This window comes from Paraburkholderia sediminicola, from assembly GCF_046027355.1.
Lineage (GTDB): Bacteria > Pseudomonadota > Gammaproteobacteria > Burkholderiales > Burkholderiaceae > Paraburkholderia > Paraburkholderia sediminicola_B.
The window spans coordinates 101,782-115,829 of the sequence record NZ_JAQQEK010000023.1 but is presented as its reverse complement, the minus strand read 5'-3'; the positions used below and the strand labels follow the sequence as shown (position 1 = coordinate 115,829).

The 14,048-nt window shown below is 63.5% G+C and carries 14 protein-coding genes; 8 read left to right on the top strand and 6 right to left on the bottom strand.

Going from position 1 to position 14,048, the window contains the following annotated elements:
• Positions 1-1,260 (top strand): glycosyltransferase, encoded by a 1,260-nt coding sequence (locus PQR42_RS31775; protein ID WP_408214402.1) that lies wholly within the window; start codon positions 1-3, stop codon positions 1,258-1,260.
• 16 nt (positions 1,261-1,276) lie between these two features.
• Here PQR42_RS31775 and PQR42_RS31770 read toward each other — a convergent pair whose 3' ends face one another.
• Both PQR42_RS31770 and PQR42_RS31765 read right to left on the bottom strand, forming a co-directional pair.
• Positions 1,277-1,597 carry a hypothetical protein gene (locus PQR42_RS31770; RefSeq protein ID WP_408214404.1) on the bottom strand — a complete coding sequence of 107 codons (321 nt, stop codon included), beginning with the start codon at positions 1,595-1,597 and terminating at the stop codon, positions 1,277-1,279.
• Between the two features lie 85 nt (positions 1,598-1,682).
• Positions 1,683-2,231 (bottom strand): ester cyclase, encoded by a 549-nt coding sequence (locus PQR42_RS31765; RefSeq protein WP_408214407.1) that lies wholly within the window; start codon positions 2,229-2,231, stop codon positions 1,683-1,685.
• Between the two features lie 219 nt (positions 2,232-2,450).
• Here PQR42_RS31765 and PQR42_RS31760 point away from each other — a divergent pair, with 219 nt between their 5' ends.
• The 4 genes from PQR42_RS31760 to PQR42_RS31745 all read left to right on the top strand — a co-directional run bounded on the left by PQR42_RS31760 (position 2,451) and on the right by PQR42_RS31745 (position 7,245).
• Complete coding sequence (locus tag PQR42_RS31760; protein ID WP_106306611.1) at positions 2,451-3,377, top strand: recombination-associated protein RdgC; 927 nt, start codon at positions 2,451-2,453, stop codon at positions 3,375-3,377.
• Between the two features lie 242 nt (positions 3,378-3,619).
• Positions 3,620-5,029 carry an HdeD family acid-resistance protein gene (locus PQR42_RS31755; RefSeq protein WP_408388431.1) on the top strand — a complete coding sequence of 470 codons (1,410 nt, stop codon included), beginning with the start codon at positions 3,620-3,622 and terminating at the stop codon, positions 5,027-5,029.
• Positions 5,030-5,379: 350 nt separating this feature from the next.
• Positions 5,380-6,327: a transglutaminase family protein gene (locus PQR42_RS31750; protein WP_408388429.1), complete on the top strand. Its 948-nt coding sequence runs from the start codon at positions 5,380-5,382 to the stop codon at positions 6,325-6,327.
• A 114-nt stretch (positions 6,328-6,441) separates the two neighbouring features.
• On the top strand, positions 6,442-7,245 hold the full coding sequence (locus tag PQR42_RS31745) for a transglutaminase-like domain-containing protein (protein ID WP_310812496.1): 804 nt from the start codon (positions 6,442-6,444) through the stop codon (positions 7,243-7,245).
• 90 nt (positions 7,246-7,335) lie between these two features.
• Here the strand turns inward: PQR42_RS31745 and PQR42_RS31740 are convergent, their stop codons facing one another.
• The 4 genes from PQR42_RS31740 to PQR42_RS31725 all read right to left on the bottom strand — a co-directional run bounded on the left by PQR42_RS31740 (position 7,336) and on the right by PQR42_RS31725 (position 11,410).
• The gene (locus PQR42_RS31740; RefSeq protein ID WP_408388427.1) at positions 7,336-8,544 is read right to left on the bottom strand and encodes an MFS transporter; all 1,209 of its coding nucleotides are present in this window, start codon (positions 8,542-8,544) and stop codon (positions 7,336-7,338) included.
• Between the two features lie 146 nt (positions 8,545-8,690).
• Positions 8,691-9,164, bottom strand: a complete 474-nt coding sequence (locus tag PQR42_RS31735) for a VOC family protein (RefSeq protein WP_408214418.1) — start codon at positions 9,162-9,164, stop codon at positions 8,691-8,693.
• Between the two features lie 36 nt (positions 9,165-9,200).
• Entirely contained in the window at positions 9,201-9,665 is a 465-nt protein-coding gene (locus PQR42_RS31730) for a VOC family protein (RefSeq protein ID WP_408388425.1), read from the bottom strand.
• A 134-nt stretch (positions 9,666-9,799) separates the two neighbouring features.
• Positions 9,800-11,410 carry an SH3 domain-containing protein gene (locus PQR42_RS31725; protein WP_408388423.1) on the bottom strand — a complete coding sequence of 537 codons (1,611 nt, stop codon included), beginning with the start codon at positions 11,408-11,410 and terminating at the stop codon, positions 9,800-9,802.
• 277 nt (positions 11,411-11,687) lie between these two features.
• Here PQR42_RS31725 and PQR42_RS31720 point away from each other — a divergent pair, with 277 nt between their 5' ends.
• The 3 genes from PQR42_RS31720 (at position 11,688) to PQR42_RS31710 (ending at position 14,045) form a co-directional block, all read left to right on the top strand.
• The gene (locus PQR42_RS31720; RefSeq protein ID WP_408214422.1) at positions 11,688-12,113 is read left to right on the top strand and encodes a TOBE domain-containing protein; all 426 of its coding nucleotides are present in this window, start codon (positions 11,688-11,690) and stop codon (positions 12,111-12,113) included.
• A 197-nt stretch (positions 12,114-12,310) separates the two neighbouring features.
• Positions 12,311-12,811, top strand: a complete 501-nt coding sequence (gene msrC, locus PQR42_RS31715; RefSeq protein WP_408388421.1) for a free L-methionine (R)-S-oxide reductase MsrC — start codon at positions 12,311-12,313, stop codon at positions 12,809-12,811.
• Positions 12,812-12,971: 160 nt separating this feature from the next.
• Positions 12,972-14,045 (top strand): Rieske 2Fe-2S domain-containing protein, encoded by a 1,074-nt coding sequence (locus PQR42_RS31710; protein WP_408494410.1) that lies wholly within the window; start codon positions 12,972-12,974, stop codon positions 14,043-14,045.
• Positions 14,046-14,048 lie beyond the last annotated feature (3 nt).

The window sequence follows — 14,048 nt, the reverse complement described above, 5'->3', positions numbered from 1 at the left end:
ATGACGAATGTGAACCCTGACTCTATTGAAGCTGACCGCACTCCGCTGCGCATCCTGTTTCATATCAACGATTTCGGCAAAGGCGGCACCGAGACCGCGTTGCTATCCTGGCTGAAGACGCTCGACCGGCGGCTGTTCGCGCCGAGCCTGTCGGTGGCGTATCCGACCGACGACCTGGCGTTCTGGCGCGCGCAGTCGATTCCGGAAGACGTTCCCGTCCACGTACTTGCCTCGTCGAAATGGATGTACACGCTGCATCAGGCGGCGCGCCGGCGCAAGCTGGGCACCGGCGAGAAGTTATTGCACAAGCTGTTGACCTACGGCGCGATCCGGCCGCTGCTGGCGCTGCGTATGCGGCATCTCGTCAAGCAACACGATCTGGTCTGCGATTTCGATTTTTCGCTGCGCCATATGGCGGGCAGTTGCAATGTGCCCTGGTTCGGCGTGAACCATTTCAGCCTCGCGGCGCGGCTCGGCGGCAAGAGCGATCGGTACATCGCCCGGCGCGTGAGGCACTATGCGCGGTACTCGGCGATCACCGTGCTGATCCCCGCCATGCTGGACGAGGCGCGCGAACTCTTTTCGGCAACGGGCCAGGACATGGACATTGTCGAATTGCCGAATGTGATCGACGTCGACGCGCTGCGCTCCGCGGCGCGCGCGGAGATCAAACGTCCGGCTGAGTCATTCATCGTTTCCGTGGCGCGTCTGGACGAAGGTCAGAAGGACCACAAGACCTTGTTGCGAGCCTACGCCCAGTTACGCGAGCGCGGCCGCTGCGAGGCGGCGCTCGTCCTGATTGGCGAGGGGCGGGACCGGCGCGAGCTCGAGCAACTCGCCGACGAATTGGGGATCGGTGCATCGGTGCAGTTTCTTGGCTTCTGTGCCAATCCGCTGCCCTATATCCGGCAGGCAGAAATGCTCGTCTTGAGCAGCCGCTACGAGGGTTGCGCCGTGGTGCTCGGCGAGGCGATGGCGCTTGGCACGCCGGTGCTGTCGGCGGATTGCCCGACCGGTCCGCGAGATATGCTGGAAGGTGGCAAGGCCGGCCTGCTGGTGCCGGTCGGCGACGTGGACGCCATGGCGCTCGCCATCGAGCGTCTGCTGACGGACACCGAGCTACGCCGGAGTCTCGCGCAAGCCGCGCTGCAAAAGGTCGAGACGTTCACGCCCCCACGCGCCAATCAGCGGATGCTGGAACTGGCGTTGCGCCTGCTGGCGAAGCACGACTCGCCGTCGGGCGTGCAAACAGCTCACTGAAGCGCAAGCCAGAGATTCACACGCCGCCGGTCACCAGCGGCAGCACCGTCAGATCTGGATGCGTGCCTTCCACGATGCTGCGTCCCACGTGTATGCCTTCATAGAGCGCTTCGTCCTCGCCGGCGAAGCTCTCTTCGCCGTCGGGGTGAAACGGCACCGCATGGCCGGGAATGGCAGGATCCGCGCCCGGATGGCAAACGTAGCCCATATACGTGTAGCGCTGATTCGCCGCGGTCGGCGTGTGCCCTTCCTTGGGCGGGTTTTTCAGAAACGGTGCTACGTGAATCTCAAATCCCTCGTATGCCACCATCTGCCAGGCTGCGGTTTGATCGGCCATGGCCGCCTCCGTCTAGTCACGCGCTTGTCAAAAAGTCTAGGTGATTTCAACGTGAAGCGCGCTTAAAACGGCTACGGCTAAACCATTACGGCTTGATGGCGCCGAGTTGCTTGAGCAGCGTCAGATTGTCCTCGAGGTGCCAGTTTTCGACGATGCGGCCGTCCTTCACGCGATACAGGTCGAAGGCCTGGAAGTCGACGGTTTGGCCGTCGCCTTTGAGGTTCTGGAACTGCCCGGTGAAGTGACCATGGAAATGCAGATGCACCGAGGCGCGATCGCCGGCCACCACGAGGTCGTCGATTTCCGCGTGCAGGTCGGGCACCGCCGCGCGAAAACCCTTCGACGCCTGCAGCGGACCGTCAGGACCTTGCGGGCGTCCCTCCGGCAAGGTGCGGTCGACAAAGGCGGGCGACAGCGCGAGCTTCGCGTAGGCCTCGTCGCCGGTGTTCCAGAAGGCGGCGTAGCGGCGCGCGGTCCGTACGACTTCGGCGCTTTGCGCCGAGTTCGACGCGACGGCGACGTGGTGCGGCACGGGCAGGTCTGCGTCGCTTGCGGCGTGGGCGCTCAAGGCGCCGGTGAGGCTCGCGGCGACCAGCATATGACGGGCGATTCGGGCGAGAGAAGAGGTGGACATGGCGCGCTCCAAAGAGAGTTGAAGTGGATGAAGCGCATTCTCCGGCGTAAGCCCTTGTTTGATAATCGGTCTGTCGTTTAAAGGATTTTCTGTTTTTATTTGAAAATGACCGGCACGGCATGAACGCTTTGGCGACGAAGTAACAGAGTCCTTCCAGCCGACCGCGCGACGTCTATCGTCAGATAGAATGGTGCGCTTTGCCCGTACACGACTCTGCCCATGTGGTTCAAAAACCTTCAGCTTCACCGTCTTCCCGCTCCGTGGTCCGTCACCCCAGAACAGATGCAGAAGTGGCTCGCGCCGCACGCGTTCGCGCCCGGCAATAGCGTCGAGATGCAAAGCCATGGCTGGGCGTCGCCGCGCGATAACGACTCGCTGGTGTACTCGCTCAATGGCCAGATGTTGCTGGTGTTTCGCGCCGAGAAGAAGCTGCTGCCGGCGTCGGTCGTCACGCAAGTGACCAAGGAACGCGCGCTCGAACTTGAGGATCAGCAAGGCTTCAAACCCGGTCGCAAGCAGATGCGCGAACTCAAGGAACAGGTCACCGACGAACTGTTGCCGCGCGCCTTCAGCATTCGCCGCGACACGCGCGTGTGGATCGATTGCAAGAACGGCTGGCTCGTGATCGACGCCGCTTCGCAAGCGGTCGCCGATGAAGTACGCGGCCTGCTGGTCAAGTCGATCGATCAATTGCCGCTCGGCACGGTGCGCGTCACGCACTCGCCGGTCGCGGCCATGACCGAATGGCTGCTCTCTGGCGAGGGCCCCGCTGGCTTCACGCTCGACCAGGACACCGAGTTGCGTTCGCCCACTGAAGGCAACGCGACCGTGCGCTATGTCGGACATACTTTGGATGCCGAAGATATGCGCCGTCATATCGAAGCCGGCAAGCAATGCATGCGGCTCGCGATGACATGGAACGATCGCGTGTCGTTCGTGCTGACGCCGTCGCTGACGATCAAGCGCATCGCGCCGCTCGACGTGTTGAAGGAAGCGAGCGATCCCACCGCGCAAAACGACGACGAACGCTTCGACTCTGACGTCACGTTGATGACCGCCGAACTCGACCGCATGTTGAGCGATCTGCTCGACGCATTGGGCGGCGAGCAGGGCGGCGAAGCGATGCCGCAAGCCAAGGCAGCGTAAGCAGCTTCTGGTTTTCTGGTTTGTTGCAGGCCGGCGCGTTGAAGTCATTTCCGCGCCGGCCTTTTTCATGCCGGATCGATCGAGCCGAAAACGCATCGGCATGAGCGGTACAAAGATGTTCGAGCGAGGCGCGGCGAATGTGCGCTTTCGCTTCGTGGTTCACGTCAGACCGTCGCGCGCCCGCGCCACGAAAGTGGTTAAGATGGCGATCAGCAGAACGCGTCAGTTACGGAGGACTTGCAATGGTTCGTCTGGTCATGATTCTGTTGGGCGTCGATTATCTGCGCACGCGCTGGCGATCGTTGCGGATCGTCGGTTGCATCAGTTTTCTGCTCGGCGTCTTCGTGTTCATCGACGCGCTCGATAGCGCGCTCTATTTCCCCATCACCCCGTTCGTCTCGTTGCTGTTGCTCGAAGGCCTCGCCACGCTGGCCGTCGCCTGGACCGGCATGGGCGGGCAACGCACGCTGCGCTATGTGAAGGGCATTGCGTTCACCACCGCCGCGGCGCTGATTCTGATCGGCCACGAGCACGGCAATTTCATTCTGTCGATGATCTTCGGCACGCTCTTTTTCGCCGATGGCCTCTTGCAGATCGTCTCGGCGAAAGTGGTCCGCTTTCGCACGTGGCGGCTCGCGATGATCGGCGGCGCCGTCGAAATCGCGCTGGCGATCTTCTTCTATCAACCTTATCCGACTCACTACGTCGGCACGGTGCCGTACTGTGTCGGACTCGGCCTGATCTTTGGCGGATGGAACATGATCCTGCTCAGCGCGCGGGTGCGGCGGCTCGCGTCGAACCCCGCGGTCGTCGCGGGCGATTCGGCGGCGGATGCCGGCCTCGCCGCCGCGAGCGTGCTGGCCGCCAGCCGTCTGATCGCGCATGAATGGGACGGCCCGCCCGCCGCCGACGAAGCCGCCTTGACCGTGCACGTGTGGACGCCGGTCGGCTCCGCCAAGGGCGAAGCGCGGCGGCAATTGATCGTGGATCGCTATATCGCGGCGGTGGATCGCAACGGCGTGATATCGACCGGCCATGCCGCGCTCGAATCGCCCGAGGGCGTCTACATCAGCCTATATCCGGGTGTCGAAATCGATCGTTCGCCCGACGACTTCGCGCGGCTTCTGCGCGCCACGCGCGAGAACGACGTGCCAGGGCTATTCCAGCCTGATTACCCAACCGAATCGAAAGCGTGGTGTCCGTCGACGGTTCAGGTGCGCATCCGCAACTACGATCCGGTGCGCCTGCGCCGCTTCTGGGACATGTATCGACAGGACACGACTTATAACCTCACGCATCGCAACTGTTCGAGCAGTGTCTCGCGCGCACTGGAGGCTGCGATCGAGGGCGCCTCGTCGCGCGTGTGGGGCGACCTCGGCGGCTGGCAGCCGTTTCTGCGCGTGATCTCGACGCCGGAACTGTGGGTCGCCGCGCAAGTGCGCAAGCGAGCCGCCACGATGGCGTGGACACCCGGCCTCACGCTCGACTACGCGCGGGCGCTGAGCATGCTGGCCGACCCGCGGCCTTCGGGCTGGGTCAAGATGGCGCGCCTCGCGGTGCGCAGAATGGTTCGCTCGCGTCAGCAATGGCGCGAGGAAGCCCGTCACGCGCACGTTGCCGACGACGCATCGCGCGGCACGGTGCACGAATGACGCGCGCTCGGAGCGAGCGCTGCCCAACTTCGGCGTCACGGTAAAAATAGCAATCGCATCAACAGCTTGCAGTTTTTGCCGGATAGTTATGCACAGATTTGCGAACAGATTCTGTTGATAACTTCTCGCGCGCGACGCCGCGGCCAAATGAGTGCTTTCAACCAATATGGCGGGTGTATGCTCAACCCGTCAGTTTGTGTTTGAGAGCACTCGACCACACCGCAACCCGGCCGTGGCTCATTGAGGATCAAAACCGCGCTGCGCGCTTTTTGCCCGCTGTGGCCGCGGCTTTTTTACAAGCGTGAACGCGATGGACAGGATGAACCCGGCGGCATCCATCGGGCGGTCGGATGAATGATCCGCAGCGCTTCACGGTGCGCCACGTCAGCGTCTACCGTTACTCCGAACCCGTGCGCTTCGGCGAACATCGCATGATGTTCAGGCCGCGCGCGAGCCACGATTTGCGGCTCGTCACGAACCAGCTGGTGATCACACCCGCGCCGTCGCGGCTGCATTGGCTGCACGACGTATTCGACAATTCGGTGGCGGTCGCGAGTTTCGCGGACAAGGCGAGCGAATTGCGCTTCGACAGCGAAGTGACACTCGAGCACTTCGAAGCGCCCTTGCCGGACTATGCGCTCGAACCGTACGCGGTGAACTGGCCGTTCGCGTACACCAACGAGGAGGCTTCCGATCTCGTGAACGCGCGCAGCCGCCAGTATCCGGACAGCGACGTGGATGAGTGGGCGCGCCGTTTCGTGCCGACATCGGGTGTCGCTGCAAAGAGCGGCGAAAGTGGCAAGAGCGGTGCGGCAAGCGGCAGCGGCACGATGGCGCTCCTGCGCGCGATGACGCTCGAAATCAAGAGCACGTTTTTCTATGTGCGCCGCACGGAAAAAGGCGTGAACCGTCCCGGCGACACCTTGCGCAGCCGCAGCGGCAGCTGCCGCGATTTCGCCGTGCTGATGATGGACGCGGTGCGCTCGCTCGGCCTCGCGGCGCGCTTCGTGAGCGGCTACATATTCGTGCCCGAGCACGACGCCACGCAAGGCGGCGGCGCGACGCACGCCTGGTTGCAGATCTTTTTGCCGGGCGCCGGCTGGGTCGATTTCGATCCGACCAACAGCATCGTCGGCAACCGCCATCTGATTCGCGTGGCGGTGGCGTGGAACGCCTACCAGGCGCTGCCGTTGTGGGGCACGTGGCATGGCGCGCCGCATTCGTTTCGCGGCCTGCAGGTGGATGTGAGCGTAACGGAAGGCGAATCACGGCGAAGCAAGGCGGATAAGGGCGAATGAACGCGCGCCGAATGTCGCGGCGTGTCGAATCGAAACGTGTTTGCGGGGGAGTGCCGCTTTGGGCGGCTCGCCGGGCGCGTCAATTGAATGTTTCAACTGGAAGAGGGCGCCGCGATGAAATTGCGCGTTGGCTACGAGCTGGTCTATGAGTGCGTGCAACCGACGCCGATGATGCTGATGTTGAACACCCACTATTCGCATGCGAAAGAGGTGCTGAATCCTGATTTGCTGGTGGTCGATCCGCCGGTGCCGATCAGCCAGTATCGCGATTCGTTCGGCAATCTGTGCAGCCGGCTGGTAGCGCCGCCGGGAAAAATTGCCTTTTCGACGAGCGCGGTGCTGGAGGTGTCGTCCGAGCCGGAGATGCGCCCGCCTTACACCGAACAGCATCCGGTGGAAATGCTGCCTGACGATACGCTGGTGTTTCTGCTCGGCAGCCGCTATTGCGAAACCGATCTGCTCTCCGAATTCGCATGGCAGACCTTTGGCAAGCTGCCGCTCGGCCGCGGGCGCGTGGATGCGATCTGCAATTACGTGCACAACCACATCGTGTTCGGCTACGACTTTGCGCGGCCGACCAAGACCGCATGGCAGGCCTGGCAGGAGCGCAAAGGTGTGTGCCGGGACTTCGCGCATCTGGCCGTGGCGCTCTGCCGGGCCATGAACATTCCGGCACGTTATTGCACAGGCTATATCAGCGATGTCGGCCTGCCGCCGCCGTACGCCACGATGGATTTCGCCGCGTGGTTCGAGGCCTATATCGGCGGATGCTGGCAGACGTTCGACCCGCGCAACAACGCGCCGCGCACGGGGCGCGTGCTGATGGCGCGAGGGCGCGACGCGGCCGACGTGGCGCTCAGCAATGCGTTCGGGCCGACGCAGTTGTTGAAGTTCGCGGTGGTGTGCGAGGCTGTCTAGCTGGGTTGCGGATAAAGGCCTGAAGCCGCCCGAGCGCTGTGCAGCCGACGCTCGATATTGAATACGGCATTCAGACAATCCGGCGCGGCGTCATTCCCCAAGCGCCAGTGCGCGCTTCCTTCGCATCAACGCCGCGCCGATCGGCACCGCTGCGCCGATGCCGCCCATCGTCAGCGACAGGATCACGATCAGCGGGCCGGTTTGCGTGCGCGCCGAGAACACGCTGACCAGCAGGCCGGCGAGCGGCTGCGTCATGTTGTTGAGAAGGATCACCACGCCAGTCGTCTTGCCATAATCCTGCGGCGGAATGATTTGCTGTCGCGCGCTACGGATGTAGACGTTGAACATCTTGTCGAAGCCGACGATCAGCAGGAAGCCGAGCGCATAGCCCCACGGCGCCGCGCTCGCGCCGGCGATCACGCCGCCCGCGCAGATCGAGACGAAGGCGACGAGACCCAAGGCGCGCGCCGGCCAGGCGGCGCGTGCGATCGTCAACAGAATCAGCACCGTGGCCACGGCGCCGGCTGTTTGCAGTCCGGCATAGTAGTGATTCGATTGCGCGTGAAGGCCGGTCACCATGGCGGCGGACGTGGCGAGCGTCACGCCGATCACCAGATTCTCGGCGGCGGCGAGCAGCACGACTTTCTTCAGGCCAGGCAACACCAGCACGTGCCGCAGCGCGATGCGCAGCGGCAGCGTCCAGTGACCCGGAGCCAGGGCCGGCGGCTCGGCGGCGCGAAAACCGCTCGCGCGTTGCCATAGCAGCAGCGCGGCATCGGCGAGGAGAAACAGCACGCCGGTTGCGCCGACGACCCATTCCCAAGGCCACAGGCCGAGCAACAGCGCGGCGAGCATCGGGCCGAGCACGAAACCCAACTGGTCGGCCAACTGCGAGTAGGCGAGCACGCGCTGAAACTGCTGCGTGCTGAAGATTTGCGGCAACATGACTTCACGCGCGACGAGGCCTTGGCTCGTCAATACGCCGCACACGGCCGAGAGTGCGATCAACCAGCCGATGCCGCCGAACAGCGCATAGGCGAGTATGCCGCCGAAACACGCCAGCGCCCGCACGGTCTGGCTCACGCGCATCAATCTGAGCGGCGAGATGCGGTCGCACAAGGCGCCGAAGAAGGGAAACACCAGATAGCGGGGCAGCGTTTCGATAAAGAACGCGAGCCCCGACCACGACACCTGGTGCGTGGTCTGGAAGACGACGAGCGGCACGAGAAACAGCAGGACCTGATCGGCGAGACGCGCGACAAACAGCGAGCAGAAGAAAGCCTGATGGTTGACGCGCACCGTTCATGTCCCGCCGTTTATGGGTCGAGACCGATCCTATCAAAGATAGAGCGCTCGCGCCCTGGCCTGCTTGCTGCGCCGTGGATTCTCAACGCAACGGCAAGCAGGCCGCGCGCCGACGGCAACGCGCGTTCAGGCTTGCCACTTCAATCGCCGCGATAAGCCGCTTCGAGCGGCGCGATTTCCAGCTTGACCATATTCATCATGGCCTTCATCACGCGGCTCGCCTTGGCCTCGTCCGGGTCGCGCAGCATCTCGCCGAGCACGTCCGGCGCGATCTGCCACGAGACGCCGAACCTGTCCTGAAGCCAGCCGCATTGCCACGGCTTACCGCCGTCGAGGAGCTTCGTCCAGTAACGGTCAACTTCCTCTTGCGAACTGCAGTGCACGAACAGCGAAATGGCCGGCGTGAAGGGGAACTGTGGGCCGCCGTTCAGGGCCATGAACTCCTGGCCCTCGATCTCGAACGTGATGGCCAGCACGCCGCCCTTCGGCCCGGGTCCGGCGTCCGTGTAATGCATCGTGGTGGCGATGCGGGAATCGGAAAACACGGACGTGTAGAAGCGGGCCGCATCTTCCGCGTTGCCGTCGAACCACAGGCACGGCGCAATCTTTTGCATGACGTTTCTCCTCCTTCTCACCGGGCGGACCGCGCCTTACTTCATGCAGTCCATGGCTTTCTGGATTTCTTCCCGGCTCAGGTCGCGCTTGTGCGTGGCCAGCGACCAGCTATGGCCGAACGGGTCTTTCACCTGACCGTAGCGGTCGCCCCAGAACATGTCGGTGACGGGCATCACGACGGTCGCGCCGGCGTCGACGGCCTGCTTGAAACTGGCGTCGACATCTTCCACATAGTAGTGAATCGTGACTGGCGTGCCTTTCAGCGAATTCGGGCCGAACGACTGGTGCTCGGGCCATTCGTCGGTCAGCATCAGCATGGAATCGCCGATCTTCAGGGTGGCGTGCATGACCTTGCCGCCGGGGCCGGGCAGGCGGACCTGCTCGACGGCGTTGAAGGCCTTCGTGTAGAACGCGATGGCGTCCGCGGCGTTGGCGCAGATCAGATACGGCGTGAGCGAGTGCATCCCGTCGGGGATCGGTTTGACAGCGTTGCTGGACATGACGGCGACTCCTTGAAGTAACAGGTTCGTGAGTTGAAAAACCGACTCGTTGAGTCAGGTCTTCAACGTTACGACGAGTACGTGACCGTTGAATCGACACTCCGGAAAAAATATTTTTGGCCCGGTCGCGTGTTTCAACCGGCCGGATTGTCCTCGTCCGGCGGCGCGGCGGACGGCGCCGGGGTGCCGCCACGCGGCGCGCCGAGGATGCTGATCTGGAACGTCGGCGTCGCCGCGAGCGATTGCAGCGTGGCGTCTTCGGGAATGTGTTCGAACAGCGGCAGAATCACCGAGCCGCCGATCACCGCGCGCCGGCTATCGTCGGCGGGCCGCAAGCCCCATACGTCCTGATAGACGACCGGCACCGCGCTGCCGTTGCGGGTGGTGTTGCCGATATACAGCATCACATGGCCGCCGATGTAGATCAGCGTGCGCAACGGCTCGCCGTGCTGCGCCAGATAGTCGAGCCGCTGCGCGGGCGTGGACGACGACAGGTCGATCATGCGGCCGGCGTTCATCTGCGTGGACGAATGGCGCGGCAGCCAGACGCCGAACGCGGCGAAGATGCTTTGCAGTTCCGACGAACAATCGTTGTAGAGACCGCTATTGCCCCAGCCGTAGGGGCGGCCGATCAGCGTTTTCATCAGCATCGCCAGATGGCGCGGCGTCGCGGCGAGCGGCGCCGGCGCGATTTGCGCGTCGCTCAGGGCGGCGGTGCGGATCAGCGCCTGGCCGTCGGCGTCGCGCGCTGGGACGAGCACTTGACGCGTAACGACGGTGGCGACGGAGCCGCTGGCGTCGCTCGCGGCAGGCTTTGCTTGCGGCGGCGGCGCGGCGTTGGCTGGGACGATCGGCAGCAGCGTGCCGGCCGGCGCGTCGAAGCGGAACACGCCGCGGCTGTCGCGCACCGGCGCCGACGCCACGATCACCGCACCGAGCGATTTGCCCGTCGTGGCGCGCCATGTGTCGACGAAGCGGTCGTCGGCCATGCCGACGCCGTCGCTGCGCACCCAGCCCTGCACGTCGGGCGTTTGCACGTAATGCCACGCGCCGTCGACGCTGCTGCCGAGCACATACAGCGGCGTGCCGGGCCGCACGGCCGAGATCTGCAGGTTGTCGAACGGATAGCCTTCGCCGGCCAGATGATGGTCGTAGAACGATGGATCGGTGGTCGGCAGTTCGCGCACCATCAGGTTGCTGGTGGCGATTGCGCGGCGCTGCGGCTGATAAACGGCCATCTGCGTGAACTGCGCGACGTTCATATTTTGCGCGATGGCGTCGATCCATGCCTTGTCGTGCGGCCGGAAATTTTCGCCGTAACCGATGTCCGCGCCGCTCTTGCCGGTGTTATCGAACTTGCCGATGCGCCGCTGCTGCAATGCGGCAATGTCCGCGCCTTGCTGGCGATAGACGCGCATCGTCACGAAGTTGGCATTCCACGGCGAGGGCGCCGCGGTGCCGGTGCCGAAGTAGCGCGCATACAGGGCCTTGAAGTGTGCCTGCTGGTCCGCGGGACTCAGGAACGGCTGGTCGTAGCCCGGGCTGTCCGGCTCGAGCCAGTGATCGACGTCCTGATCGTAGTGTGCGATCGGGAACAGCGTGATAGTGTCGGCCGGCGCGCGCGCGTCGTGCGCCGGTGACGGATTGCTACACGCGGTGATCGCCGCGAGCGCGGCACACAACGCGGCGGCGCGGCAGGCGTTCGGCCAGGCGGCGGCGAGGCGGGATAGAACGGCAACGGGCATGAGGTTCGGCGAAGAAGGTTCAGGGCACGATGATACGGTGTCGGCGCATTGTGCAGCACGTTGTGCCGACGCCGTGTTGTACGTATCCGTGGTGCGCACCCAAACACGACGCTTATGTGGTTTCATTGGGGTTCGCATCGTCAATAGCGGCTGTGCGATACCGCGCTTCACGCGCAGGTTGCCGCAGCCGGCGAGCGTTCCACTACGCTCACTGCTCAACCCAACGCATGGCCTCGAAAAAACGCTCGTACGAGGCCGCCTAACCAAGGAGAACTACATGCAAACCAGCGCACGCAATCAATTCGCCGGCGAAGTCACCGGACTCAAACATGGCGCCGTGAACGACGAAGTCACGCTGCGCACCCAGGAAGGTCTCGAGATCGTGTCGATCATCACGCACGGCAGCGCGACGTCGCTCGGCCTCGCGGTGGGCAAGAAAGCCTTCGCGCTGGTCAAGGCGTCGTCGGTGATCGTGATGGTCGACATCACAAAGGAGCAGGTGTCGGCGCGCAATTGCATCGCCGGTACGGTGTCGGCGGTCACGAAGGGCGCGGTGAATTCCGAAGTGTCGATCAGCGCCGGCGGCGCGCAGATCGCGGCGATCATCACCAACGAGAGCGTCGATCGCCTCGGCCTCGCAAACGGCAAAGCGGCGACGGCGATTTTCAAGGCATCGAGCGTGATCATCGGCGTCGATCAGTGATCGTTGCGCGGTTTTGTTTTGCCCGTCGGCTTCCGCTTTGCGTGGACGCCGACGGGTCTGATGGAACCGCCTGGAAAGAGCGCTTTGCTTTGTGCACGCGCCGCCGCGGCGCCAGCGCGCGCCGTGAAGGAAACGGCGGCTTGCTTTAAACTGCACGACTCGCTGTTCCTCTTTCCGCTTTCATCACGGACGCCGTCATGTTCGAAGTCTCCTCCGCCTCACATCTGCCCAAAGCCGCGCACTACGAAGAACTGGTCGCCCAGGCGCGCTCGCTGCTCGCCGGCGAAACCGACTGGATCGCCAACGCCGCGAATTTTTCCGCTTTCGTGTTTCATTCCCTCAGTGATTTGAACTGGGCTGGCTTCTATTTCCACGACGGCCAGGAACTGGTCGTCGGACCGTTCCAGGGCAAGCCCGCGTGCGTGCGTATCGCGCTCGGCAAGGGTGTCTGCGGCACGGCCGCGCAAACCCGGCAGACGCAGGTCGTGCGTGACGTGCATGAGTTTCCCGGCCATATCGCCTGCGATTCGGCGTCGCAATCGGAGATCGTCGTGCCGCTCGTCGCGCCGGACGGTACGCTGATTGGCGTGTGGGATGTGGACAGCCCAAGCGTCGCGCGCTTCGACGAAGAAGACGCGAAGGGCATGGAAGCGCTGTGCGCGGTGTTCATCGAAGCAGCGTTGCCGCGCGCCGCGTAAAAAGCACAGTAGCGGTGCGGCGGCACCCTATGCTTTTCCGTACATAGAGTCAATGCAGTTCAGGGGATGGGTCGGCGGACCTCATCCCGCTATCGTTCTCTCCAACGCGCTCGAGACAGCTCATGAGCGCGATGAACCCCACCAGGTTTTGGAGACACGCATGAGTTCCGCCACTGCTACTGCCACCGCCACCACCAGCCCGCTGACATTTCAACGTTCCCCCGCGTTACCCCGCAATTGCACTTTCGATAGCCACGACTGGGAGATTCTCAGCCGCTACTGGCATCCGGTGGCGTTCGTCGCCCAAGTCGCCGACAAACCCATCAGCGTGACGCTGCTCGACGAACCGCTCGTGGTGTTCCGCTCGAATGGCCAACTGGTGAGCGCACGCGATATCTGTCCGCATCGCGGCGCGCCGCTCAGCCAGGGATGGGTCGACAACGGCAACATCGTGTGTCCGTATCATGGTCTTGCCTATAACAGCGAAGGCAAGTGCAAACACATTCCGTCGCAAACGGATGGTCCGATTCCCGAGCGGCTGTATCTCGTCACGTACGCGACGCAGGAAGCGTATGGGCTCGTGTGGGTGTCGCTGGGCGGCGGCACGGAAGCCTTGCCTGCGTTTCCGAACTGGAACGATCCCGAGTTCCAGCAGATCCTGCCGCCTTCGATCGACATCAACGCATCGGCGGGGCGTCAAACCGAAGGTTTCATCGACGTCGCGCATTTTGCGTGGATTCACCACGACAGTTTCGCGGACCGGCATAACCCGGTGGTGCCGCAGTATTCCGTCGAGCGGCGCGAGCGCGGCATGCATGCGGAGTATGTGAGCAGCGTCAGCAACTTTCCGAAATCGATGCAGCATCGCGCGCCTGACGGCTATCTGTGGCGCCGTATCTTCGAGGTGGACGTGCCGTTCTTCGCGCGTCTCACGGTGCATTTTCCCGAGGACGGACGTCTGTCGATCCTCAACGCCGCGAGCCCGATATCCGCGCGCAAGACGCGTCTGTTCGTGCCGATCGTGCGCAACTTCGACAAGGACCTGCCGCTCGACGACGTCTACGCGTTCAATCGTCAGGTATTCGAAGAAGATCGCGCGATCGTCGAGCAGCAGCGTCCGGAAGACCTGCCGATCGACCGCGCGGCGGAAGCGCCTATTCTGGCCGATCGTTCGTCAGGTGCGTATCGGCGTGCGCTGGCCGAGATCGGTCTGGGTCAAGCTTATGTACGCTAAAGC